The organism is Achromobacter maghribensis (assembly GCF_057334215.1).
The window spans coordinates 70,119-94,953 of record NZ_JBHFII010000043.1 but is presented as its reverse complement, the minus strand read 5'-3'; the positions used below and the strand labels follow the sequence as shown (position 1 = coordinate 94,953).

Genomic DNA, 24,835 nt, shown 5'->3' with positions numbered 1-24,835 from the left:
GTGGCGCGCAACGCGCGCCAGGTCAGCCGTTCGCTGGATGCGCTGGTGCAGGACGCCACGCAGCTGGACGAAGGGCTGGAATTGGCCAAGCTGGGCAACAAGGACGCCACCGGGCGCCTGATGTTCCAGACGACGGCCATCCATAGCACCCTGCCCTCCGACCTGCCGATGGGCAAGGCCGATAACCAGATCCTGGGCGTCGTCCGGGCCTTGCAGGAAAAGTACCCGCAGCGCGAGGTCGTGCTGGTGTCGAAAGACATCAACATGCGCCTGAAGGCGCGCGCGCTGGGCATGGCCGCCGAAGACTACTTCAACGACCACGTCCTGGAAGACTCGGACCTGATGTATTCGGGCGTGATGCAGCTGCCCGAAGACTTCTGGAACAAGCACGGCAAGGACGTGGAGTCCTGGCAGCAAGGCGGCACCACCTTCTACCGCATCCACGGCCCGCTGTGCTCGCAGTTCGTCGTCAACCAGTTCGTCTACTTTGAAGGCCAGATGCCGCTGTACGCGCAGGTGCGCGAAGTCAGCGGCAAGATGGCGGTGCTGGCGACCTTGCGCGATTACACCCACGGCAAGAACAACGTCTGGGGCATCACCGCGCGCAACCGCGAGCAGAATTTCGCCATGAACCTGCTGATGAACCCCGAATGCGACTTCGTGTCGCTGCTGGGTCAGGCCGGCACGGGCAAGACGCTGCTGGCGCTGGCCGCGGGCATCACGCAGGTGCTGGAGACCAAGCGCTACACCGAGATCATCATGACGCGCGTCACGGTGCCCGTCGGTGAAGACATCGGTTTCCTGCCCGGCACGGAAGAAGAGAAGATGCTGCCGTGGATGGGTGCCCTGGAAGACAACCTGGACGTGCTCAACATGGGCGACGGCGAAGGCAACGGGGACTGGGGGCGCGCCGCCACCATGGACCTGATCCGTTCGCGCATCAAGGTGAAGTCGCTGAACTTCATGCGCGGCCGCACGTTCTTGAACAAGTACCTGATCATCGACGAAGCGCAGAACCTGACGCCCAAGCAGATGAAGACGCTGGTGACCCGCGCGGGCCCCGGCACCAAGGTGATCTGCCTGGGCAACGTCGCCCAGATCGATACGCCGTATCTGACCGAAGGCAGCTCGGGCCTGACGTTCGTCGTCGACCGCTTCAAGGGCTGGCCGCACTCGGGGCACGTCACGCTGCAACGCGGCGAGCGTTCCCGCCTGGCCGACTACGCGGGGGATGTGCTGTAGGGCATCCGCGGTCAAGCATGAAAAAAGCCCCTTGAGCGATCAAGGGGCTTTTTCTTGCCTGGGCAACGGGGCCGACGGTTACTTGTCGGCCGCGTTGGTGATGGCATTGCCGGCCCGGGACATATCCTTGCCCATGCCCGCGACGGTATTGCAACCGGCGAGCACGAACCCGAACACGACAAAGGCGGTCAGCACGATCTTGCCGCGCATGCTGGAACTCCTGAACAAAAAGAAAGAAAAAGGTGCCGGGTCAGGCGGACTGCACGTACAGTCCGCCCGGGGGCAGGAATCAGGCGATTTGGACGCGCAGTTCGCCCAGGCCTTCCACGCCGCCGGTGATCACATCGCCCTGCACGACTGCGCCCACGCCTTCGGGGGTGCCGGTGAAGATGATGTCGCCCGGCTGCAATTCGAACAGGCCCGACAGGTACGAGATGCTTTCGGGAATGTTCCACAGCATCTGCGAAATGTCGCTGGACTGCTTGCGCTGGCCGTTCACGTCCAGCCAGATCGCGCCCTTGTCCAGCGTGCCCACGACGCTTCGCGGGTGGATCGGGCCCATCGGGGCGGATTCGTCGAACGCCTTGCCGATTTCCCAGGGGCGGCCCTGCTTCTTCATTTCGCCTTGCAGGTCGCGGCGGGTCATGTCCAGGCCCAACGCGTAGCCCCACACGCATTCGTTGGCTTCTTCGACCGGAATGTCGCGGCCGCCCTTGCCCAGCACCACCACCAGCTCCATTTCATAGTGCAGGTTGGAGGTCTTGGGCGGATAGGCCATCTTGCCGGTTTCGCCGTCGGCCACGCTCAGCACGGCATCGGCCGGCTTGCAGAAGAAGAACGGGTCTTCACGGCCGGTGAAACCCATTTCCTTGGCGTGTTCGGCGTAATTGCGGCCAACGCAATACACGCGGCGGACCGGGAACAGCGCGGCGCTGCCGGCGACGGGGACCGCCACGGGCGGCTGGGGAGGTAGTACGTAGTCCATGAGCGATCAACCTATGACAAATACGTGAGGCGGGCGGGCTTATCCTGGGGCGGCCCGGATATCAAAAAATCATCCGCGAGTTTATCGCTTTCCCGGGCGCAAGGCGCGCCCCTTGCGCGTTCAGGAAAACGTAGGGATATCCCCATCGAAGACCACCAGGCGTTCGATGAAAGCCGCCATGTACGCCTTCATCTCCTGGTGGGCGGCGGACACCTGGTAGCGGTCATGCGCCGCGCCGTCCGCGAAAGCGGCCACAACCGCGTGGGTCAACCCGTCTGCGCGGCCAGCCTGGTTGGGCCGGAACGCATACCCCGCCACCCCGTCGCATTCCGCCAGTATCCGGTCGCAATACCCCTGGACCCGCCCATGGAAATCGGCGTCGGCCGTGGCCGACAGTTGCAACATCACGACATGCAGGAACATCAGGACTCCTTTTTCACGCGGATCGCGGCCCGCCAGACGCGCGACACCAATCCCATGATGCCGTCTCGCAACAGCAGCACGCACAAGACAAAAATCGCGCCCTGGACGATCAGTACCCAGGACCCCAGCGGCGCCAGGTAGTTCTGCAGCGACACGAAAGTCAGCGCACCGGCGAGCGGCCCGAACACCGTGCCGATGCCGCCCAGCAGCGCCATCAGCACGACCTCGCCGTTCGCATGCCAGTGCACGTCGGTCAGCGAGGCCACGCCGAACACCAGCACTTTCAGCCCGCCCGCCAGCCCGGCCACGGACGCCGACAGCGTGAACGCGATCAGCTTGTAGCGCGACGTGGAGTAACCCAGCGACCGCGCGCGCTGCTCGTTGTCGCGAACCGATCGGATCACTTCGCCGAAGGGCGAATTCAGCACGCGCAGGACAAACGCGTAGCCCAGCGCGAACACCGCCAGCGTGAAGTAGTACATCGGCATCACGTTTTCCAGGTCAAACACGCCGAACAGCTTGCCGCGCGGCACGCTTTGCAGGCCGTCCTCGCCGCCCGTGAACCCGGCCTGCACCGCGATGAAATAAACAAGTTGCGACAGCGCCAAGGTGATCATCGCGAAATAGATGCCCTGGCGCCGGATGGCGATGGCTCCGAACAGCAGGCCCAGCAGCCCGCCCGTTACCACGCCGGCCAGCAAGCCGAGTTCCGGCGTGGCGCCGAACAGCTTCATGACGATGCCGGTCGCGTAGGCCGCCGCGCCGAAGAACGCCGCATGGCCGAACGACAGCAGGCCCACATAGCCCACCAGCAGGTTGAAAGCCGCCGCGAACAACGCGAAGCACAGCACCTTCATGAGGAACGTGGGATAGACGAACCACGGCGCGATCAGCGCCACCACCGCCAGTGCCGCCATCGACACCCGCATCGCGCGCCGGCTCAACTGCACGGGCTGGCGCGTCGCTTCCGCGGCCAGCACGTTCTGCACTTGCAAGGGCTTGCCGAACAGCCCCGCCGGCTTGCACAACAGCACCAGCACCATGATGATGAAGATCGCCAGGTTGGCGGCCTCGGGGTAGAACACCTTGGTCAGGCCTTCGATGATGCCCAGCCCGAAGCCGCTGACGATGGCGCCCATGATGGAGCCCATGCCGCCAATGACCACCACCGCGAACACAACCACCACCAGGTTCGATCCCATCATCGGGCTGACCTGGTAGATGGGCGCCGCGATCACGCCCGCGACCGACGCCAGGGCCACTCCCAACGCATAGGTCAGCGTGATCAGCAGCGGCACGTTGATGCCGAAGGAGCGGACGATCGTGGGGTTCTCGGTGGCGGCGCGCAGCATCGCCCCCACGCGTGTCTTTTCAATCAGCACCCAGACGGCCAGGCACAACACCAGCGACACCGCCACGGCCCAGCCGCGATACCAGGGCAGGAACATGAAACCCAGATTGACACCGCCCGTCAGCGCCTTGGGGATGGTGTAGGGCAGGCCCGACACGCCGTAAGCCTGCCGCAGGCCGCCTTCGATCAGCAGGGCGATGCCGAAGGTCAGCAGCAACCCGTACAGATGGTCCATGCGGTAGGTGCGAGAAATCAGCAAGCGCTCCGTCACGATGGCGAACACCGCCATGATGAGGGGCACCAGCACCAGCGCTGCCCAGTAGTTCACGCCCAGGTAGTTCAGCAGCATCCAGGCCAGGAACGCGCCCGCCGTGTACTGCGCGCCATGGGCGAAGTTGATGATGTTCAAGAGGCCGAAAATGACCGCCAGGCCGATCGACAGCAAGGCGTAGAAGGACCCGTTGATCAGGCCGAGCAATAGCTGGCCGAACAGCGCCGTGGACGGCACACCGAAAATTTCGAACACAGGCATTCTCCTTTCAGACGCCCAGGCGGCGCGCGATCCGGGCGGGATCGCGGCGCGCCTCATCCGCCGACAGCTGGTCAACCACGCAACCGTGCTCCATGACGTAGTGGCGGTCCGCCACCTTGGTGGCGAAGCGGAAGTTCTGCTCGACCAGCACGATGGTGAAGCCCCGCTCCTTCAAGGTGCGGATGGCCTGCCCGATCTGTTGGACGATGACGGGTGCCAGCCCTTCGGTGGGTTCATCCAGCAGGATCAGTTGGGCGCCCGTGCGCAGGATGCGCGCAATCGCCAGCATCTGCTGTTCGCCGCCGGACAGGTTGCCGCCCGAACTGGCGCTGCGTTCGCGCAGGTTCGGAAACAGTGTGTAGATCTCGTCCAGCGACATGCCGCCGGCGGCCAGCCGCGGCGGCAGCATCAGGTTTTCGGTGACGCTCAGGCTGCGGAACACCGCGCGTTCCTCGGGGCAATACACCACGCCCAGCCGCGGAATGCGGTGCGGCGCCATGCCTACCGTTTCTTGCCCGTTCAGCCGGATGGATCCGCGCCGCTTGTCCAGGATGCCCATGATGGCGCGCAACGTGGTCGTCTTGCCGGCCCCGTTGCGGCCCAGGATGGTAACGAGTTCGCCCCGGTTCACATCGATGTCCACACCGTGCAGCACATGGGATTCGCCATACCAGGCGTTGAGGTCTTTGATCGCCAGCATCTCAGTGCGCCTCCTCGTCAGAGCCCATATAGGCCGTGATGACCCTTTCGTCTTGCGAGACGGCGGCGTAGTCGCCCTGCGCCAGCACCGCCCCGCGCGCCAGGACGGTGATGGTGTCGGACAGGTCGGCCACCACCGACAGGTTGTGCTCGACCATGAGGATGCTCCGGTTCACCGACACGCGCCGGATCAGGGCCGCGATGCGCGCCACGTCTTCCTGGCCCAGCCCCGCCATGGGTTCGTCCAGCAGCATGACCTCGGGCTCCAGCGCCAGCGTCATGGCGATTTCCAGCGCGCGCTTGCGGCCATAGGGCAGCAACGCGGCGGTGGTGTCCGCCAGCGGCGCCAGACCGACCGCGTCCAGCAACTCCATGGCGCGGCCGTTCAGGCGATCGACGCTTCGGCGGCTGCGCCAGAAGCGCAGCCCGTCGCCGTGCTGGCGCATCAGGGCCACGCGCATGTTCTGCAATACGGTCAACCCCAGGAAGACGGCGGAAATCTGGAACGAACGGACGATACCCAGCCGCGCGATCTGCTCCGGGGCCAGCGAGGTGATGTCGCGCCCGCGGTAGTGGATGACGCCGGCGTCCGGCGCCAGGAATTTGGTCAGCAGGTTGAAGCAGGTGGTCTTGCCGGCGCCGTTGGGGCCAATCAGCGCGTGGATGGAGCCTTCTTGCAGGGCGAGGCTCACGCCGTCCACGGCATTGAAGCCGCCGAACCGCTTGACCAGCCCCTGCGCGGACAGAACCGCTTGGGTGCTCATGGGTCGCTCCTACATGCGGGCCAACAGGCCGCCGTCGATCGCCAGGACATGCCCGTTGACGAACGACGCGCCCGGCGACGCCAGATACACAACCGCGGGTGCAATGTCTTCGGGCGCGGCCCAGCGGCCGGCCGGCACGGCGGTGGACAGGAACGACTGGAATTGCGGATTGTCCTGTAGCCCTTGCGTGAAATCCGTGCGGACAAACCCCGGCGCGAGCGCGTTGCACGTCACACCGCTGGCGCCGTATTCCACGGCCAGCGCCCGCGCGAACGCCGCGATGGCGCCCTTGGCGGTCGCGTAGGCGGCGATGTTCGGCATGGTCGCCTGCCCCGCCACGGACGACATCAGGATGATGCGACCAAAGCCGCGCCGGCCCATCCCGGGCAGGACGGCGCGGGCGCAATGAAAGGCGCCGTTGACATGCACGTTCTGTAGCGCCTGCCATTCGGCGGGGCTCATCTCGACCACCGGTTTGCGATTCTGGTTGCCGGCGTTGCTGACCAGCACGTCAATGGCGATTCCAGCGGCCTCCAATTGCGCGACAGCGGCGGCCACCGCCGCCCCGTCGGCCACGTCGAAGGCGGCGCCGCGGGCCTTGATGCCATCAATCGCCAGCTGGGCGCAGGCGGCGTCGCAGGCCTCGGTCGACAGGTCATTGACCACGACCTCCGCGCCGGCCATTCCCAAGCCCCGCGCGATGGCGAAGCCCAATCCCCTGGCGGCTCCCGTCACCAGCGCGACGCGCCCTGCCAGACCGAACGTCTGGTCCAGATAGTCGTGTTTCAAGCTTGTCTCCTTGTCTTATATGCACCGGATCTCTGGGTCCGGCCTGTGTCGCTTTGCTTTCTGGATGCAAAAACAAAGTTGACATCAATCTCAATATACGCGACTATTTTTAAACACTCAATAACAAGATTTTTGCTTTATCTTCAATAACGAGTTACGGCTAGGAGACAAACCATGGCCCTCGAAACCCCCGGCTGCCCTGCGGCCAATGCGCTGCCGCCGCTGGCCTCGCGCTTCCTGAAAGTCGCCGACCTGCCTTGGAAACCCACCCAGGTGGAAGGCATCGAGATGAAGGTGCTGATGCAGGACAAGGAGTCCGGCCTGCTGACCGCCCTCTTCCGCTGGCAGCCCGGCACCGAACTGCCGCTGCATGAACATGTGGAGGTCGAGCAGACCTTCGTGCTGGAGGGATCCATCGTGGATGCCGAAGGCGAAGTGTGCGCGGGCGACTACGTCTGGCGTCCGCGCGGTAACCAGCACGTGGCGCGCGCGCCCAACGGCGCGCTGGTACTGAGCTTTTTCCTGAAACCCAACCTGTTTATCGACGCCTACGCCGGCCAGACGCTGGAATAGGCCGGACCGTCCCGCATGACCCCGCGCGACCGCCCGGCACAGGGCGGCGCGCAAAGAACCAAGCCCCCGAGGAGACACCCCATGAAGACCCAAATCAAGAACAGCCTTGCCGCCTGCGTGCTGGGCACCCTGTCCCTGTCCGCCCAGGCGCAGGTGTCCGACGATGTCGTGAAAATCGGCGTGCTGGGCGACCAGTCCGGCATGATGGCCGACCTGTCCGGCAAGTTCGGCGTGGAAGCCGTGAAGATGGCCGTCGAGGATTTCGGCGGCAACGTGCTGGGCAAGCCCATCGAAGTGATTTCGGCCGACCACCAGAACAAGGTGGATATCGGCGTATCGGTCGCCCGGCGCTGGTACGAGAACGACAAAGTGGACTTGATCCTGGACGTGCCGAACTCGGCCATCGCGCTGGCGGTGCAAGACCTGACCCGGCAGAAGAAGCGCGTCGTGATCTTCACCAGCGCGGGGTCGGCGGACCTGACGGGCAAGGCCTGCTCGCCCAACGGCATGCACTGGACGTACGACACCTACGCCTATGCCACGGGCGTGGCCAATGGGGTGATGCAGGACGGCGGCAAGAGCTGGTACTTCATCACGTCCGACTACGCTTTCGGCCATTCGCTGGAACGCGACGCGATGGCGGTGGTGAAGGCCAACGGCGGCCAGGTGATCGGCAGCGTGCGCCACCCCATCGCCAGTTCGGACTTCTCGTCGTTCCTGCTGCAAGCGCAGGCGTCCAAGGCACAGGTGATCGGCCTGGCCAATGGCAGCGGCGACACCATCAACAGCATCAAACAGGCGTTCGAATTCGGCATCATGGGCAGCAAGCAACGCGTGGCCGCGCTCTTCATGAGTATCGTGGACGTGCGCAGCGTGGGGCTGGAATACGCCCAGGGCCTGAATCTGGTCGAACCCTTCTACTGGGATCAGGACGACAAGGCGCGGCAATGGTCCGAGCGCTACTTCAAGCGCACCGGCCGCATGCCCTCGATGGTGCAGGCCAGCAACTACAGCGCCACCATGCATTATCTGAACGCCGTCAAAGCAGCGGGCACCGACGGGTCCGAAGCGGTGCTGAAGAAAATGCACGACACGCCCATCAATGACTTCATGACAGAAAACGGCCGCATCCGCGAAGACGGTCGGGTGATGCGCGACCTGTACCTGTTCCAGGTGAAGAAGCCGTCGGAGTCCAAGCGCGACTGGGACTACTACAACCTGGTGCGCAAGATCCCGGCCGAGCAGGCGTTCCGACCGCTGAAGGACGGCGGCTGCTCGCTGGTGAAGTCGTGATGGACGGCGCGCTTGGCCTCTTGGCCGGCAAGCGCGCCGTGGTCACGGGGGGCGCCAACCCCCGTGGCATCGGCGCGGCCGTCGTCGACCTGTTCCTGGCGCAGGGCGCGACCGTGGCGGTGCTGGACCAGGCCTATCCCGAACGCGCAGGCGCCGGGCTGGCCGATGGCCGCGTGGATGTGCATTGCGACGTGTCGCGGGCCGAATCGTGTGAAGCGGCCCTGGCGCAAGCCACGCAAGCGCTCGGCGGCGTCGATGTGCTGGTCAACAACGCGGGCATCGTCGCCGCGACCCGCATCTGGGACCTGGCCGAGGACGAATTCCGTCGCATGATCGACGTGAACCTGACCGGCACGTACAACGTCACGCACGCAGCCTTGCCGGCCCTGCTGGAAAGCACCCGGCGGCCGGCCATCGTGAACCTGGGCTCCACGGCCGCGCTGCGCGGCGGCGGCCTGCTGGGCGGGTCGCACTACGCGGCCTCCAAGGGCGGGGTCATCAGTTTCACCAAAGCGCTGGCGCGCGAACTCGGCCCGCGTGGCGTGCGCGCCAATTGCGTGGCCCCGGGCATTATCGAAACCGACATGACGCTGGGAAAATTCGGCGAAAATTGGGAACAAGAACTCAAACAGGGCATTCCGCTGCAACGCTTCGGCCTACCCGCCGACGTCGCGCAGGCCATTCTCTTCCTGGCTTCGGACCTGTCCTCCTACTCAACCGGCATCGTGGTCGACGTCAACGGCGGCTTCCACATTCACTAGGCATTCCCAGAAGCAATGAGCACTCCCGACCGCATGCTGTCCATCCTCGACCTCTTTCGCGACGGCACCACCGCCGCGTTCCAGGAAGACGTCATGGCACATCTGGAGTGTTCGCGCGCAACGGCCTACCGATACCTGAAATCGCTGACCGAAAGCGGTCTGCTTGCCCCCACCGCGGGCGGCGCCTATGTGCTGGGATCGCGCATCATCGAACTGGACCGGCACCTGCGCCAGCACGACCCGTTGATGCGCGCCGCGCGCGACGTCATGCGCGCCACGGGCGACGAACTTCACGCCAATTTGATGCTGTGCAGCTATTACGGCGACAAGGTCCTGTGCGTGGACCGCTATTGGACGGACAACTCGATCGAATCCAGCTATGCGCGCGGCCGGCCTTTTCCGATGTTCCGCGGCGCCACCGCCAAGCCCATCCTGGCCAACCTGCCGCCCTATCAGCTACGCAACCTGATGCTCTGGCATGCGGCCGAAATCCGCGAAGCGGGATTGGGAGACGACTGGGACGCGTTCAGGGCAAACCTGAAGCGGTTGCGCACGGCTGGCGTGTGCGTCTCGCACGGCGAGGTCGACCGTGGCCTGATGGGGATCGGCGCGGCGATATTCAGCGCTGAACAGAAGGTCGTGGGCAGCCTGGTGTTCATCGCGTCGCAAGCACACACCCCGCCCGAGCGCCTGGATCTGCTGCAGGCGCGCATCCAGGTCGCCGCGGCCGAGGTATCCCGCAATCTGCAGGCGCCACAAAGCAACGGCGCGGCGGCGATCGGCATCATGCCGTCGCGGCCGCGCCGCATCAGAGCGCCGGCCGGCTCAGCGCCGGCACGGCCCAAAGCCTGATCAGGCCTTGTTGTAGCGTTCCACGCTGTTCACGATTTCCTCGTGGGCGGCGTCGACGCCCTTCCAGCCTTTGACCTTGACCCACTTGCCCTTCTCGAGATCTTTGTAGTGCTCGAAGAAGTGCTGGATGCGCGCGACGTCTTCGGTCGGCAGATCTTCGTACGACTTGATGTTGCGGTACGGGGGGTACAGTTTTTCGATCGGCACGGCCAGCAGCTTGGCGTCGCCGCCCGATTCGTCGTCCATTTCCAGCACGCCGATAGCGCGGCAGCGCACGACGGCGCCGATCTGGATCGGGAACGGGGTCAGCACCAGCACGTCGGCGGGGTCGCCGTCGTCGGACAAGGTCTGGGGGATGTAGCCGTAGTTGCACGGATAGTGCATGGCCGTCAGCATGAAGCGGTCAACGAAAATCGCACCCGTCTCTTTGTCGACCTCGTACTTGACCGGGTCGGCGTTCATGGGGATTTCGATGATGACGTTGAAGTCTTCCGGCAGCTTCTTGCCAGGGGAGACGCGATCAAGACTCATGATTCAACCTTGTTGAGTGTCTGAAGAAATGTTCAAAGCGAGCCGTCGTCCTTGAACGGCGGCTTGGTGGCCGGCACCGGCGCCGGCGCGGTGGCGGGCGCAGGCTTCGGGCTGGCGGGAGGGGCCGGCGAGTACGTCGGCACGGGCTCGTCGAAAGCCGCCGCCGGAATCGGGGCGCTGTCGAAGTACTCGTCGATGTCGGACGTGCCGCCCGCAAGCGGCGCGTCTTCCGGCGCCAAGGCGCGGTCGCGCTGGTCCTTGTTGACGCGCGCATCGGGATCCAGCACGTAGTCGGAGGCCGATGCCGCCACCGAAGGCGGCAATGCCGGGTAGTCGCCACCGATGTCGGCATCGCCGTCGGTGTCCGACAAGCCCACCGCGTAGCCGCCTTCGGCGTCTACCCGGTATGGGTCGGATCCCGTATCCGCGGCAGGCAGCGCGGCATCCGCCGCCAGCACCGGCAGCGCCATGCTGGCCGCAGTTGCCAGGCGCCAGTGGCGCACGGCATCCGCGGGACGTTCCAGGCGATCGTACAGGCTGCCCAGCAATGCATGGGTCTGCGCATCGCTGCGGCGGCTGAGACTACGCAACAGATAGCGTTCGGCCTGCCCCCACAACTGGCCGTTCAGGCAGAGCATGCCCAGCGCGGTCAGGAGGTCGGGATCCGTGGGGCGCTGCTGCAGCCAGGTTTCAGCGCGGGCCAGGCGGCGCGATACCTGCTCGGCTTCGCAGCGGGCATAGGCCGCCACCAGCGTCGGATTGAACTTCACGGCCACGGCGGCTTCCAGCACGCGGGCCGCTTCGTTGACTTCACCCGCCGCGTCGAAGGCGGCCGCGCCGGCCAGCGCGATATCAGGCAGCAGGCGCTCTTCGGCCTTCAGGTCTTTCCAGATGGCGCGCCAGGCATCGCTATTGGCGGCCGCGCGCAAACGCGCCGCGCCGGAAGCGTCGATCAGTTGGTCGGCTTCGCTGCGCGCCAGGGCGTTGCGGCGCACCAGGCCGCGGGCCAAGGTGAAGACCTGCTCGTCATGCTGAAGCGCGGTGTGCGCGCGCAACAGCAGGCGCATGGTGTGCAGGTGGCGGGCCCCGCCATCGGCCAGCGGCGCCAGCACCGCCAACGCGCGCTCGGCGCGGCCTTGATCCAGCAGCATGTCGGCCGAGACCGTGGCCGTGGCTTCCACCAGGCCCGGTTCGGTGCCGGCGTGTTCCTGCGCGGTCGCCAGCAGGCGGTCACGACGGTCGAATTCGCCCAGGCCATGCGCGGCGCGCGCGGCGGACAGCGCCGCCAGCACGCGGCGGGTCTTGACCTTGGTCTGCTCGAGCAGCTTGGTCAGATCCTTTTCGGCATGGGTGTAGCGGCCTTCCAGCAAGCCGATCCAGCCGCGCTCCAGCAACTCGTGGTCGCGGGCCTGGGCACGTTTGCCACGCCATACGCGAACGCGGTCGGGGATGGCAAGCAACCACGCCAGCAGGCGCAAACCGATGTACAGCACGATGAAGGCCGCGACGATCAGCAGGACGGCCAGCGTCAGCGACATCCCGATGCGCCACGGCCAGACCAGCAACAGCACGTTGCCGGAATGGGATCGCAGCACCACCGCCAGAGCGACGGCGATGACGGCAAGCAGCAGAGTCCAGAACCAGGTACGCATAAGGCTCAGTCCTGCCCGCTAGTCTTGAAACCCGCGGCGCGCAAGGCGGCCACGGCGTTCAGGCTGTCGGCCACGTCCGGCATGCGCACGGCGATGTCGGTCTGCGCCAGTTCGCGCGCCAACGTCTGGGCCGCGACGGTGTCGGGGGAACGGTTGTCGAAGTACTTGGCCAGCGTCACACCGACATTGTCCAGTTCGCTCTTCCAGACGGCGGGCTGGCGCATCAGCATGGCCAGTTGCACGGTCAGCAGGCGCTGGCGCAGCGTGCCGCGCACCTGATCGGCCTGTTCGGGCGACAGCAGCAAGGCGGCGGGTTCGTCCACGCGCTGGATGGTGATCAGTCCGCCCAGTTCTTGCGCCAGCGCGGAACCTGCGCGGCCGGGCCACGAGACCACTTCGGCGCGCCAGCGCTGCCACCATGGGGCATCGGCCGGCAGGCCTGCCTGCGGATCGACCACCGGCGCGGGCGCCATGGCCGGGCGGCTTTCGCCGGCGGCGGCCACGCCCGGGGCGACGGTGTCCGGCACCAGCAAGGGCGCCTTGCCAACCAGCGATACCAGCCGCTCGATGCGAGCCGATTGGGCGGGGATATCCACGGTGGAAACGGCGCGCAGGCGATCCAGGTCGCCGTTGATGGCCTGTTGCAAGCTGGAGAAGCGGGGGCGGTCGGCGCGGGCCAGGCGCGATTGCGCGGTTTCCAGCGCCACGATCGCGTTGGACACGTTGCCGGCCAGGCGCAACTGCTGGTTGGCGATGGTCAACAGGCGTTCGACGTCATTGGCCAGCAGTTCATCGCTGGCGCCGTCGTTGAAGTTCTGCCAGGCCAGCTGCAACGCGTTGTATTGGCTTTGCGTTTCGCGCACGGTGTCTTCAAGTTCGCCCACGCGGCCGGCTTGGGCCTGCGCCAGCGCCAAGGCCTCGCGCGTGTCCTTGCGGGCTTGCGCCACGTCGGCCGTCAGCGTGTCGATGCGCGACGCAACCTCGCGCCCGGCGGACACGAATTGCGTGCGCTGCTTCCACAGCGCATACCCCAGGCCAACGGCCAGCAGGATGACGATTATCAGGGCGGTGACCAATGGGCCACTGCCGCGCTTGGCCGGACGGGCCTTGACGGAATCGGCCGGGGCCGATGCGGGCGCGCTTGCGCCCGGGGCGGCCGTCGGAACGACCGGATCGGTAGCGGGAGTCTTGTCTGTCATGACGCGATTGTATTCGGTGTCTGTCCGATGCAACGAATCAAGCAGCAACAAAAGCCTGGAAAATCGACTCGTCGTTGGGTAAGCAGATTTTTACCATTGCCGGTGGCACATCGCCATGACAGCCCGCCGGCACGCGGCGCGCCAGCGAGGGATGGGTCAGCACGAAGCGGCATCGCTCCCACCAGGAAGCCAGGCCCGCGGCGTCCAGGCCGGCGCGCACGGCATCCGCGCCTTCACCGCTGGTAATGAGCCACGTGGCGCTGACGCCGGCATCCGCCCAGCGCCACAGCGGCGCCAGTTGCGTCGCATCCCAGTTGGCCGGGCGGCGCAGATAGGCCGCGTGGCGCGTGACGGCCACGCCGTGCGCCGCTAGCCGGTCGCCCAGCCAATCCCGGCCCTGGGTGCCGCGCACCAGCAGCACGCGGGCCGGCAACTGCGGCAACCCGCAAAGCACCTGCCACAAGGCTTCGGAGTCATGGCTGGGCGCATCCTCGCCAGGATGCAGGACTGTTGTATTCGCGCCAAAGCCGGGCGACTCGCGCAGCCCCCCGGCACTGGCGGGCCCGACGGTGGCGGCAATGGTGCCGGCCGGCCAGACGGACGGCCCGTCCGCGCGGGCCAGTTGGTCCAGGTACTGCTTGCCCGCATTGCCGCTGACGAACACGACCATGTCAAAGTCGGCCGGCCGCGGCAGGACCGTGGTGGCGACGTCCAGGGGCTGGATTTCAAGGGCGGGCAGCATGCAGACCGACCAGCCGGCGTCGTTCAGACGGCCGGCCAGCGCTTCGTTTCGGCCCGCGGGCCGTGTCAGGACAGCGACTCGCGGCGGCGTGGACATCAGTCCGGCCGGGGGTCGGCTTGCAGCAGTTCCTGGAGGATGGCGGCTGCGCCGGCATCCAGCAGTTCTTGCGCGGCGGCGATGCCCAGGGCTTCGGCGCCCGCCACCGGACCGCTACGGGTCGCATGGACCATGCGCGTGCCGTCGGGTGAAGCCACCAGCGCACGCAGCGACAGCGTGTCGCCCGAGATCTCGGCGAATGCCGCCAGCGGCACCTGACAGGAGCCGCCCAGCTTGCGGGACACCGCCCGCTCGGCCAGCACGCAGGACGTGGTGGCCGCGCTGATCAGCGGCGCCAACCACGCGCGCATGTCGTCGCGATCGTCGCGGATTTCGATGCCCAGCGCGCCCTGCCCGGCAGCCGGCAGACTGTCGGCCGGGTCCAGCAGGCTGCTGATGCGCCCACCCAACCCCAAGCGTTCCAGTCCGGCGGCCGCAAGGACGATGGCGTCGTATTCGCCTTTGTCCAGCTTGCCCAGGCGCGTGTCCAGGTTGCCACGCAGCGGCTTGACCGACAGGGCCGGGTAGCGCGCGCGGATCTGCGATTCGCGGCGCAGGCTGGACGTGCCCACGACTGCGCCCGCCGGCAGGTCTGCCAGCGTTGCATAGCGATTGGACACGAAGGCATCGCGCGGATCGGCGCGATCAAGGACGGCGCAAAGCTCGAACGGGGCTTGCAGATCCACCGGCACGTCCTTCAGGGAGTGCACGGCGAGATCGGCGCGCCCGTCGAGCAGCGCGTTTTCGAGTTCCTTGACGAACAGTCCTTTGCCGCCCACTTTGGACAGGGTGCGGTCGAGGATCTGGTCGCCCCGGGTCGTCAGGGTAAGAAGCTCAACCGCGCACGCCGGGTACAGCGTGCGCAGCCGGTCGCGCACATGCTCGGCTTGCCACAGGGCAAGCCGGCTGGCGCGGGTCGCGATGACCAGGCGTTGCGGAAGAGACACGTGACGTCATCAAACGAAATTGGAGACGATGACCGTCGCGACTACCCCGAGGATGGCCAGTACGAAAAGGCCCTGAAGGAGGCTCAGGCCCGATTCGGATTGCTGGGGATCAACGGATCTACGCAGACTCATGGGATTCCTTGGAAGCGATTTTGCGGCTTGCCAGCCACCGTCCAAGGACAACAACGAGCAAGGCGCCGATAATTTCAGCGGCGATTTTAACCGTAGTGGGCTGAACACCGAATTGACGTTCGACAACAACGTCGGTAATCAGCATGCCACCAGCGATCCAGCCCAGCAAGGCGGCGCCAAACGTAACCACCAGCGGGTACTTGTCGATCAGCTTGAGGACCAGCGTGCTGCCCCAGATGATGATCGGCACGCTGACGATCAGGCCGAACGCAACCAGACCGATCTGATGGTCGGCATGGGCGTTCTGGGCTGCGCCGGCAATGGCGATCACGTTGTCCAGGCTCATCACGAAGTCGGCGATGATGATGGTCTTGATGGCCGCGGCGATGGATGTCCCACCCTTCACGTTGCCATGCGCATCGTCTTCAGGAACCAAAAGTTTGACGCCGATCCAGACGAGCAGCAGGCCGCCGACGACTTTCAGGAACGGGATCGACAGCAGCGTCAGTGCGAAAGCGATCAGCACGACACGCAGGATGATGGCGCCCGCGGTACCCCACAGGATGCCCTGCATGCGCTGTTTGGGAGCCAGATTACGGCAAGCCAGCGCGATCACGACGGCGTTGTCGCCGCCCAGCAGGATGTCGATGAGGATGATCTGGAATACCGCTGCCCAACTCAGCGTCTGGAAAAACTCAAGCACTATAGAACCCCCGAAGGCATTTATATGAAAAGAAAGGCCGGTCCCGAGCCGGCCATCCCGCCGTGCCATGCACGGCAGGATCATTCAAAACAACTGATTATTGTAATTCAGCTTTCAGTCAGCTTTCTGGCGCATCAGCAAAACTTTACCAATTGCCAACACCAGCACCGCACCCAGTGCGCCCGTCATCAGCTCGAAGCTGTGATGCGTGACGCCCAATGCCGCGTCGATGCGCGCCACCGGTTCCTGCAGGGCGGGGTCGCCCACCAGCAATTCGCCTGCGATGAAGCCCAGCAGCGCCGCCCCCACCCAGACGATGAGCGGAAAACGTTCGATGACCTTCAGAAGCAGCGTGCTGCCAAAGATGACCAACGGGATGCTGATGGCCAGGCCCAAAACCAGCAAGGTCGTGTCGCCCATCGCGGCGGCGGCAACCGCCACCACGTTGTCCAGGCTCATGACCAGATCGGCAATCATGATAGTGCGAATTGCAGTCAGCAGATTGCCTTGCGTCTTGCCTGCGCCGTCTTCGTCGCCTTCCGGCATCAGCAGCGTCACGCCGATGTAGACCAGAAGCAACGCGCCGATCAGCTTGAGCCACGGCAGCAGCAGCAATTTGGCTGCCACCAGGGTCAGCACGATACGCATGATGATCGCGGCGGCCGAACCGATCGTGATCGCTTTCTTCTGTTGGGCCGGGGGCAACGAACGCGCCGCCAGCGCAATCACCACGGCGTTGTCGCCTGATAGCAGGATGTTGACCCAAATAATCTGGAGCAGCGCTATCCAGAATGCCGCTGAACTGAGTTCCATGCCTCTCTTTCCTAGGTGTGATCCCCCTAGGACAAACCAAATTAATGGATGAAAAAAAACGAAAGCCGTACTGACCGTCTTGGTGCGAGCCCGACGGCATTCTTGCTGGGTACGTGCGAAATTTCTTTCATTATAGTTTCGTTCAGCTTTCCGTATGATTGGACGACCGCGATATGGACGCGGGATTTCCCTAGGTTCGCCCGGGAATTTCACGCCTTTACCCCTGCGCACGGACGAAAAAAAGCCCGCCGAAGCGGGCTTTTTGGCGCAATGCTGAAAGACTTACAGCACCGACTTGAGCAGCTTGCCCATTTCGGAGGGGTTGCGCGTGGTGCGGATGCCGCAAGCTTCCATGACTTCCAGCTTGGCGTCGGCCGTGTCGGCGCCGCCGGAGATCAGGGCGCCAGCGTGGCCCATGCGCTTTCCGGGAGGAGCGGTGACACCAGCGATGAAGCCGACGACCGGCTTCTTCATGTTGTCCTTCGCCCACTCGGCAGCGTTGACTTCGTCCGGACCGCCGATTTCGCCGATCATGATGACGGCGTCGGTGTCGGGATCGTCATTGAACATCTTCAGGACGTCAACGTGCTTCAGGCCGTTGATGGGATCGCCACCGATACCGACGGCGCTGGATTGACCCAGGCCCAGTTCGGTGACTTGCGCCACGGCTTCGTACGTCAGGGTGCCCGAACGGCTGACGATGCCGATGCGGCCCTTACGGTGAATGTGGCCCGGCATGATGCCGATCTTGATTTCGTCCGGTGTGATCAGACCCGGGCAGTTCGGGCCCAGCAGCAGCGTCTTGCTGCCCTTGGCCTTCATGCGGTTCTTGACTTCCAGCATGTCGCGAACGGGGATGCCTTCGGTGATGCAGATCACCAGATCCAGTTCGGCTTCAACAGCTTCCCAGATGGCGGCGGCGGCGCCGGCGGGCGGCACATAGATGACGGACACGGTTGCGCCGGTGTCGGCCTTGGCTTCCTTCACCGAAGCGAAGATCGGCACGCCTTCAAAGTCTTCACCCGCTTTCTTGGGGTTCACGCCGGCCACGAAGGCAGCTTTACCATTGGCGTACTCACGGCACATGCGGGTGTGGAACTGGCCCGTCTTGCCCGTGATGCCCTGGGTGATGACTTTGGTGTCCTTGTTGATCAGAATCGACATTTGTGAATCCTTGGGTATTTTTTTACTTGACGGCCGCTACGACGCGGGTGGCGGCTTCGGCCATCGTGTCGGCGCTGATGATCGGCAGGCCGGAGTCGGCCAGCATCTTCTTGCCGAGTTCTTCGTTGGTGCCCTTCATGCGGACGACCAGCGGCACGTTCAGGTTGACGGCCTTGCAAGCAGCGATCACGCCTTCGGCGATGACGTCGCAGCGCATGATGCCGCCAAAGATGTTGACCAGAATGGCCTTCACGCTCTTGTTCGCGAGCATGATCTTGAACGCTTCGGTGACCTTCTCTGCCGTAGCGCCGCCGCCGACGTCCAGGAAGTTGGCCGGCTCGCCGCCGAACAACTTGATGGTGTCCATCGTGGCCATGGCCAGACCGGCGCCGTTCACCAGGCAGCCGATGTTGCCGTCGAGCTGGATGTAGGCCAGGTCGAACTTGCTGGCTTCGATTTCAGCCGGATCTTCTTCGTCCAGGTCGCGGTAGGCGACGATTTCCGGGTGGCGGAACAGGGCGTTGGAGTCGAAGTTGAACTTGGCGTCCAGGGCGATGATGTTGCCCTTGCCGTCGCGGTTCAGCGGGTTGATTTCGACCAGCGAAGCATCGGTGTCCATGTAGCACTTGTAGAGCTTCTGGAACACGTCCACGGCTTGGGCGGTGGAGTCGGCGGGCAGGCCGATCGCGTTGGCGATCTTGGTGGCTTGCTCGGCGGACAGGCCGGTCAGCGGGTCGATGTATTCGGTGATGATCTTCTCGGGCGTGGAGTGAGCCACTTCCTCGATGTCCATGCCGCCTTCGCTGGAAGCGATGAAGGCCACCTTCTGCGTGGCGCGGTCAGTGACCAGCGACACGTAGTATTCCTTCTGGATGTCGGCGCCGTCTTCGATGTACAGGCGACGAACCTTCTGGCCTTCCGGGCCGGTCTGGTGCGTGATCAGCTGCATGCCCAGGATTTCCGAGGCCAGCTTACGGACGTCGTCCAGCGAGCGCGCCAGCTTGACGCCGCCGCCCTTGCCGCGGCCGCCCGCGTGAATTTGTGCCTTGACGACCCAAACCGGTCCACCCAGCTTTTCAGCGGCAGCCACGGCCTCGTCGACGGAAAGAGCGGGGATCCCGCGCGGCACCGGGATGCCAAATTGCTTCAGCAGTTCCTTGCCTTGATACTCGTGGATTTTCATGTGTTACCTGTCAGGACGTATGAGAAAGAGAAGGTGAATCGGAGGACGAATCGGCCGATGCCTCAGCGCTACCCCCGGTGTACCACTTGGGATAGTGCTCAGCCACCACCGGACCGCCAGTGCTGAGCGCATGACAGCCATCCAATTGGAATGGACGCCGGTTCGGGTTGGTTTCCTGCCGCCGGCGGTTGGCCATGGTCTGGACCGCCGCGGTGGGAAGCACCTGCGACAGCTCGGTCATGTGCGTACAGCCTTCCACGTGCCCGAACCGCTCTTTGACCTGGCGGCGGAATCCCTTAAGCAGATTCATGCCGACCAGATCAGTGTAAGCCGGCTCGATGGCCATGCAATGACCGCCGTAAGGGGCCGCATCATAGACAGCCTGCGCCGCCACGATCGAGAAATTCTCGTCGATGGTGATGCGCAGGTGCATATGGTGGATGGGCTGCCCGGCCTTGAACATCTTGCCGTCGCTCTTGGGAAAATCGTACGCCTTCACGTCGATCAGCTCGGCTTCCAGGTCCCAATTGCCGTCCTCGCGCGCATACGACTGCACGCGTATGGAACGCGTGTGCAGCGGTTGACGAGGGTAATCCGGCGGTGGCAAGGGCATGCTGGGGGCCTGCGGGGCGAAGATGGCCTGCGCATGGTGCGCGGCAACAAAACCTTGAAAGTATAGCGCAGGCAGCCGGGCCTCAACCGCCTTGCCGCAGGTCGTTTTCTGGGGGACAGAGCGCGGCGGAGGCCCAGAGACCCTCGTGGCGCACCTGGGTGGTCAGGCGCGCGGCGGCCAGATGGCATTCGCGCACGGGCGTGTATTCCTCCAATCCACGGCGGCACGCCTTTAACCGGGCTTCCAATGCGCTCCAGGCGCGGGCGAAGGCGTCCGCGCGTCCGGCCGGCTCGCAAGCCGCCAAGCGGGCCGCGGCCGCCGGCCCGCAATAGAGCCGGGCGACGTCGATGTCGCCTTCCCCGCCCCCGGCCCCGCCATCCACGGCGGCCAGGTCCACGCCCGGCATGCCCAGGCGCGACAGGCCGCACAGAATATAAGGGCCACAGTAAGACAAGGAACTGTTCCACCGCGAGCCCGCAGCCGGGGCCGGCCCCTTGGGCGTCTCGACCCAGCCTGCCTGCGCCTCTCCCCGGCGCACCCGTTCCGCCGCCAACCAGGCCCGGGCGGCCAGGCGCTGCCTTTCCCGGCCCGCCACCACGCGCAGCAGCCACAACTCGACCGGCGCGCCCTCCCCGGTCAGCCGTAGCGCTGGCGCGGTCATCGGCGCGGCGGGGGCGGCCGTCATCGTGTCCACGGCGTGGCCGGACTGCCCATCCAGGCCTGCCCGGCCGGGATGGTTTCGCCCTTCAGCACCAGGGTCAGGGGCCCGAGCACGGCGCAGTCCTCGACCTGGGTGTCGTACAGGATCGTGCTGCGGGGACCGACGTTGACGCCACGGCCGATGTGGACCCGCCCGATCTTCATGACGCGGTCCTCGAACAGGTGCGTCTGCGGCCCGGACCCGGCATGCAGCACCGCGTCGTCGCCGATCAGGACGCAGTCGTATTCGGTGACGTCGGTGGTGTCCATGAATACGCGCTTGCCGATGCGGGCGCCCATGCAGCGCAGCGCCAGCGGCAGCCAGGGCGTGGCGCGCAGGAAGTTGAAGAAATTGGGCACGGCGATCGACTCGTACAAGCTGGTCACCGCCTCGCTCTTCCAGACGAACGGCGTCCACATGGGCTCGGCCCGCGGCCGGTACCGCCCCATCAGCGCCCACTTCAGCAGCACCAGGAACAGGAACGTGCCCAGGCCGTACAGCACGCCCGCCAGCATCAGTTCATCGAAGGCGGCCAGGAAACCCTGGGCCGCGGCGATCGGGATGATCTTCATGACGGTCAAATAGCCCACCGCGATCACGACCGCCAGCGGCAGGATCATCCGCATGCCCTCGACCGCGCCGCGCGCGACCTTGCGGCCCAGGCTGGGCCGGAACGTCAGATGCGCGGCGAACCCCGCCGTCTGCTCGCGCGCCGGCAAGGCCAGCGGCGGATTGCCCAGCCAGGTTTGGCCGCTGGCCATGCGGCCGTTCGCCGGCGCCCGGCTCTGCACCCCGATGAGCACGTCGTCGGGCAGCACCGAGCCGTCGGGCACATAGGCGCCATTGCCCACAAAGGTGCGGTTGCCAATGACGGTGGGCCGCATCGTCATCCACCCGCGATCGATTTCCTCGTCGCCCAGCATGACGCCGTCGGCGATGAAGCTATCGCGGCCCAGGGTCAGCATGTCGGGCACGATTCCCATGGCGGTGGAGATTTCGGTGCCGCGTCCGACTTTCGCGCCCAGCAGCCGGTACCAGGTGCCGGCGTAGATCGACGCATACAAGCCATGCAGCACGCTCAGGCTGGATTCCTGGATCTGGTTGGTGAGCCAGCGGCGCAGATAGATCTGCCCGTAGACCGGCCAGCGCCCGCCCGTCAATCTGGGCAGGAGCGCCCAGCGCAGCATGGCGGACACCAGCACCGTCAACAACAGCAGCAAGGCGCTGGCGGGCAGCGCCAGCAGCAGATAGCAGAGGAAGGCGTAGGGCCAGGACACGCGGTCACCCATCAGGTCCAGCCAGCGCGCGTCGATCCAATCGATCAGCACGAAGCTGGGAAACACCGGCATGAAGAACAACGCCGCGATCAGCGTGCCGCCCAGGGCGTAAGCCATCACGTCCAGCCGGCGCAGGCGCCCTGCGCGCGCGGGGCGAGGCGGCAGATCGGGCGTCGTCGCCAGAGGGTCGTGGCGCGCAGGCGCGCCCGTCCACACCTGTCCGGCCGGCACCCGCGCGCCCGATGCCAGCGACGACAGGCCGTCCAGCCGCGCGCCCTCGCCCATCGACACGTTGCCTTGCAGCACGGCGTACGATCCGACGTGGGCGTTGTCCGCCAACGTGATCGGCGCCACTTCCCAGACGCCGCCACGCACCACGAAGTTCTCGAGATTGACGGCGGCCCCGATGCTGACGCCATCGCCAATCGACAGCAGGTCCGGCGCGCGGACCGAGATGCGGCCGATGGCGGCGTCGCGGCCGATGCGCGCCCCCAGCGCGCGCAGGTACCAACCCTGCAGCGGCGAGCCAGCCAGCAGGTGCGCTGGCGGAATGTCCAACACCCGGTCCACCAGCCACCAACGATAGAAGCGCCAGCCATACAGCGGATAACGGCCCGGCCTGAGCCTTCCCAGGATGCCCCATTTGCAGGCCACGGCCACGCCGAAGCTCAGCAGATTGCAAGCCAGATAGCTGGCGATGGACAGCGCCACCGCGCGCCAGACCGAGTCGCCCTCGTCGCCTGTCCAATAGTGATAGGTGAAGAACGGCGTCAGCCAGATCAGCATGCGCACGCCGATCAGCAGCGGCAGCGCGGCAAGCTGGCCCAGGCCGCAGAGCCAGCGCCGCCATTCCGGCACGCGGCTGGCGACATCGTCGGCCTGGGTCGTGCCCGCACTTCTGCCATCGCTTTCATCTTGCGCCGCCGTGGGCGGTGCGGCCGTCAATGCATCCAGCCGCGCCGCCAGGGCGCCCAGGCCCGGGTGCTGATAGAGGTCATGCATCGTCAGCGCCGACAACGGCAGATGCTTGCGCAACGCGGACACCAACCGCGCAGCCAACAGCGAATGCCCGCCCAGGTCGCGGAAGAAATCGCTGGCCAGACGCAGCGGCTGGCCGGGGAACAGCGCACGCAACGCGTCGAACAGCGCCTGTTCGCCAGGGGTGACGGCATCGTCGTCTTCGCCACCGGGTTCGGACACGGTGCCCAGTTCACGCGCCTTGAGCGCCTTTCGGTCGATTTTTCCGGACGTCAGGCGCGGCACCTCGGCCACCCGTTCAAAGCGGGCCGGAATCATATAGGCGGGTAGATCCTGCGCCAGCGCGGCCCGCAAGGCATGCAGGTCCAGCCGCGCCTCGCCCTCGGGTTTCACGAACGCCACCAGTTGGTCGATGCCTGCCAGATCGCGCAACACCACCGCCGCCGCGCCCACGCCCGGCTGCCGGTACAGCGCTGCTTCGATTTCGCCCAGTTCGACGCGGAACGCGCGCACCTTCACCTGGTCGTCGCTGCGGCCCAGGCACTGAATCTGTCCGTGTTCGTCGATGCGAGCCAGATCGCCGCTGCGATACATGCGCGTGTCATGGCTACCGCTGGGCCTGGGGTTGGGCAAGAATTTTTCCGCCGTCAGTTCGGCACGTCCCAGATAGCCGGCCGCCACGCCCGGACCGGTAATGCAAAGCTCGCCTACCTGCCCTTGCGGCAGCACGGCGCCGTCTTCGCCGCGAATCAGCATGCCGTAATTGGGCAGCGGCGTGCCGATGGTCACGGGCTGGCCCGGCAGCAATTCCGCCAGGCTGGCCGATACCGTGGTTTCCGTCGGGCCATAGGAGTTGAACAGCCGCCGGCCCGGGGTGGCCCAGCGCGGCACAAGAAAGTCCGGGCACACCTCGCCGCCCAGATTCACCAGCCGCAGGCTGGGCACGTCGCGCGCAAACAGCGCCAGCAGGGTCGGCACGGCATGCAGCACGGTGATGCCTTCCCGCGCCAACGCCTCGGGCAGTCCTTCGGGGTCGGTCGTCAACATCTTGGGGGCAACCCACAGGCTTGCGCCGACCAGGTAGCTGATCCAGATTTCTTCGAACGACATGTCGAAGGCCACCGAGAAGCCCTGGTAGACCTTGTCGCCGTGCCGCACGCCCAGCACCTCGTTTTCGCTGCGCAGGAAATGGCAGATGGCGGCCTGGCTGATCGGCACGCCCTTCGGTTTGCCGGTCGAGCCGGAGGTGTAGATCACGTAGGCGGGATGCTCGGGCAGCAGGCCTTCCCGCTTGCGCAAGACACCGTCGACAGGCGTCGACAGTTCACCGGGTGTCCATGTGATCAAGCCATCCAGGCGCACATCGGCGCACGCGATCAGCCCCTGCGCGCCCGCATCCTGCAGACAGGCGTGCATGCGGTCGGGCGGCGTATCGGATTCGAATGGCAACCAGGCCGCACCCGCCTTGGCGATGGCGGCCTGCATCACAAGCAGATCGGCACCGCGCGGCAGGCACAGGCCCACGATATGGCCGGGCCGCACGCCAGCTTCGATCAGATGGTGCGCGGCCAGATCGGCACGCCGTCCCAGCCCGTCGTAGTCAAGTGTTTGATCGCGCCAGTGGATGGCGGTGGCGGCGGGATGCCGCAGAATCGTGGCTTCCAGAATATCGGGCAACGTTTCCGCGGCAAGCAGATCGGGCCGATAAGGGCCTTGGAGAATCATAGGGACGGCGACGATCCGGCTGTGGGGATTTTCTGTTTATTGACCCGTGCCGTCGAAATTCGTTCAGAGCATCCCTAAAAAAAGCCCCTGGTTCGTGCGTGCAACGCACGAACCAG

24 protein-coding genes are annotated in these 24,835 nt (G+C 65.5%); 5 read left to right on the top strand and 19 right to left on the bottom strand.

What is annotated here, in order from left to right; genetic code table 11:
- Positions 1-1,242 (top strand): PhoH family protein (locus ACE039_RS17680; RefSeq protein WP_485821160.1); only part of this gene is annotated, 1,242 nt, incomplete at its 5' end.
- A gap of 78 nt (positions 1,243-1,320) precedes the next feature.
- On the opposite strand, the gene ACE039_RS17675 is transcribed toward ACE039_RS17680, so the two are convergent.
- The 7 genes from ACE039_RS17675 to ACE039_RS17645 form a co-directional block, all read right to left on the bottom strand.
- The gene (locus ACE039_RS17675) at positions 1,321-1,452 is read right to left on the bottom strand and encodes an entericidin A/B family lipoprotein (RefSeq protein ID WP_008164311.1); all 132 of its coding nucleotides are present in this window, start codon (positions 1,450-1,452) and stop codon (positions 1,321-1,323) included.
- Between the two features lie 79 nt (positions 1,453-1,531).
- Positions 1,532-2,227 (bottom strand): fumarylacetoacetate hydrolase family protein, encoded by a 696-nt coding sequence (locus ACE039_RS17670; protein ID WP_105554848.1) that lies wholly within the window; start codon positions 2,225-2,227, stop codon positions 1,532-1,534.
- A gap of 120 nt (positions 2,228-2,347) precedes the next feature.
- A complete protein-coding gene (locus ACE039_RS17665; protein ID WP_448709378.1) occupies positions 2,348-2,650 on the bottom strand; it encodes a Dabb family protein in 303 nt (100 codons plus the stop codon).
- Positions 2,650-4,527, bottom strand: a complete 1,878-nt coding sequence (locus ACE039_RS17660) for an ABC transporter permease (RefSeq protein ID WP_485822939.1) — start codon at positions 4,525-4,527, stop codon at positions 2,650-2,652. The genes ACE039_RS17665 and ACE039_RS17660 overlap by 1 nt, the downstream gene beginning before the upstream one ends.
- A 13-nt stretch (positions 4,528-4,540) precedes the next feature.
- Complete coding sequence (locus ACE039_RS17655; RefSeq protein ID WP_105554851.1) at positions 4,541-5,233, bottom strand: ABC transporter ATP-binding protein; 693 nt, start codon at positions 5,231-5,233, stop codon at positions 4,541-4,543.
- Position 5,234: 1 nt separating this feature from the next.
- On the bottom strand, positions 5,235-5,996 hold the full coding sequence (locus ACE039_RS17650; protein ID WP_448709399.1) for an ABC transporter ATP-binding protein: 762 nt from the start codon (positions 5,994-5,996) through the stop codon (positions 5,235-5,237).
- Between the two features lie 9 nt (positions 5,997-6,005).
- Complete coding sequence (locus ACE039_RS17645) at positions 6,006-6,785, bottom strand: SDR family NAD(P)-dependent oxidoreductase (protein ID WP_448709398.1); 780 nt, start codon at positions 6,783-6,785, stop codon at positions 6,006-6,008.
- Between the two features lie 174 nt (positions 6,786-6,959).
- Between ACE039_RS17645 and ACE039_RS17640 the strand changes: the two genes are divergently transcribed.
- The 4 genes from ACE039_RS17640 (at position 6,960) to ACE039_RS17625 (ending at position 10,264) form a co-directional block, all read left to right on the top strand.
- Positions 6,960-7,358 (top strand): cupin domain-containing protein, encoded by a 399-nt coding sequence (locus ACE039_RS17640; RefSeq protein WP_175177723.1) that lies wholly within the window; start codon positions 6,960-6,962, stop codon positions 7,356-7,358.
- An 81-nt stretch (positions 7,359-7,439) separates the two neighbouring features.
- A complete protein-coding gene (locus ACE039_RS17635; RefSeq protein ID WP_485811571.1) occupies positions 7,440-8,651 on the top strand; it encodes an ABC transporter substrate-binding protein in 1,212 nt (403 codons plus the stop codon).
- The gene (locus ACE039_RS17630; RefSeq protein WP_313464023.1) at positions 8,651-9,412 is read left to right on the top strand and encodes an SDR family oxidoreductase; all 762 of its coding nucleotides are present in this window, start codon (positions 8,651-8,653) and stop codon (positions 9,410-9,412) included. The genes ACE039_RS17635 and ACE039_RS17630 overlap by 1 nt, the downstream gene beginning before the upstream one ends.
- Before the next feature lie 15 nt (positions 9,413-9,427).
- Complete coding sequence (locus ACE039_RS17625) at positions 9,428-10,264, top strand: IclR family transcriptional regulator (protein WP_105554856.1); 837 nt, start codon at positions 9,428-9,430, stop codon at positions 10,262-10,264.
- On the opposite strand, the gene ppa is transcribed toward ACE039_RS17625, so the two are convergent.
- The 12 genes from ppa to ACE039_RS17565 form a co-directional block, all read right to left on the bottom strand.
- Positions 10,265-10,795, bottom strand: coding sequence for an inorganic diphosphatase (gene ppa, locus ACE039_RS17620; RefSeq protein ID WP_006225005.1), 531 nt, complete (start codon positions 10,793-10,795; stop codon positions 10,265-10,267).
- Between the two features lie 32 nt (positions 10,796-10,827).
- The gene (locus tag ACE039_RS17615) at positions 10,828-12,447 is read right to left on the bottom strand and encodes a heme biosynthesis HemY N-terminal domain-containing protein (RefSeq protein ID WP_485822938.1); all 1,620 of its coding nucleotides are present in this window, start codon (positions 12,445-12,447) and stop codon (positions 10,828-10,830) included.
- 5 nt (positions 12,448-12,452) lie between these two features.
- A complete protein-coding gene (locus ACE039_RS17610) occupies positions 12,453-13,646 on the bottom strand; it encodes a uroporphyrinogen-III C-methyltransferase (protein WP_485822937.1) in 1,194 nt (397 codons plus the stop codon).
- Between the two features lie 37 nt (positions 13,647-13,683).
- Positions 13,684-14,484 (bottom strand): uroporphyrinogen-III synthase, encoded by an 801-nt coding sequence (locus ACE039_RS17605; protein ID WP_485822936.1) that lies wholly within the window; start codon positions 14,482-14,484, stop codon positions 13,684-13,686.
- Positions 14,484-15,431 (bottom strand): hydroxymethylbilane synthase, encoded by a 948-nt coding sequence (gene hemC / locus ACE039_RS17600; RefSeq protein ID WP_105554859.1) that lies wholly within the window; start codon positions 15,429-15,431, stop codon positions 14,484-14,486. Before hemC ends, ACE039_RS17605 begins: the two co-directional genes overlap by 1 nt.
- A gap of 118 nt (positions 15,432-15,549) precedes the next feature.
- Positions 15,550-16,266 (bottom strand): TerC family protein, encoded by a 717-nt coding sequence (locus ACE039_RS17595; protein ID WP_105554860.1) that lies wholly within the window; start codon positions 16,264-16,266, stop codon positions 15,550-15,552.
- A 114-nt stretch (positions 16,267-16,380) separates the two neighbouring features.
- Entirely contained in the window at positions 16,381-17,079 is a 699-nt protein-coding gene (locus ACE039_RS17590) for a TerC family protein (RefSeq protein ID WP_105554861.1), read from the bottom strand.
- 282 nt (positions 17,080-17,361) lie between these two features.
- Entirely contained in the window at positions 17,362-18,243 is an 882-nt protein-coding gene (sucD, locus tag ACE039_RS17585) for a succinate--CoA ligase subunit alpha (protein ID WP_006218345.1), read from the bottom strand.
- A 22-nt stretch (positions 18,244-18,265) separates the two neighbouring features.
- Positions 18,266-19,426, bottom strand: coding sequence for an ADP-forming succinate--CoA ligase subunit beta (gene sucC / locus ACE039_RS17580; RefSeq protein WP_105554862.1), 1,161 nt, complete (start codon positions 19,424-19,426; stop codon positions 18,266-18,268).
- 10 nt (positions 19,427-19,436) lie between these two features.
- On the bottom strand, positions 19,437-20,039 hold the full coding sequence (locus ACE039_RS17575) for a DUF2889 domain-containing protein (RefSeq protein WP_035213193.1): 603 nt from the start codon (positions 20,037-20,039) through the stop codon (positions 19,437-19,439).
- An 82-nt stretch (positions 20,040-20,121) separates the two neighbouring features.
- Positions 20,122-20,724 carry a 4'-phosphopantetheinyl transferase superfamily protein gene (locus ACE039_RS17570; RefSeq protein ID WP_485822935.1) on the bottom strand — a complete coding sequence of 201 codons (603 nt, stop codon included), beginning with the start codon at positions 20,722-20,724 and terminating at the stop codon, positions 20,122-20,124.
- Complete coding sequence (locus tag ACE039_RS17565) at positions 20,721-24,719, bottom strand: Pls/PosA family non-ribosomal peptide synthetase (RefSeq protein ID WP_485822934.1); 3,999 nt, start codon at positions 24,717-24,719, stop codon at positions 20,721-20,723. Before ACE039_RS17565 ends, ACE039_RS17570 begins: the two co-directional genes overlap by 4 nt.
- Positions 24,720-24,835: the final 116 nt, after the last annotated feature.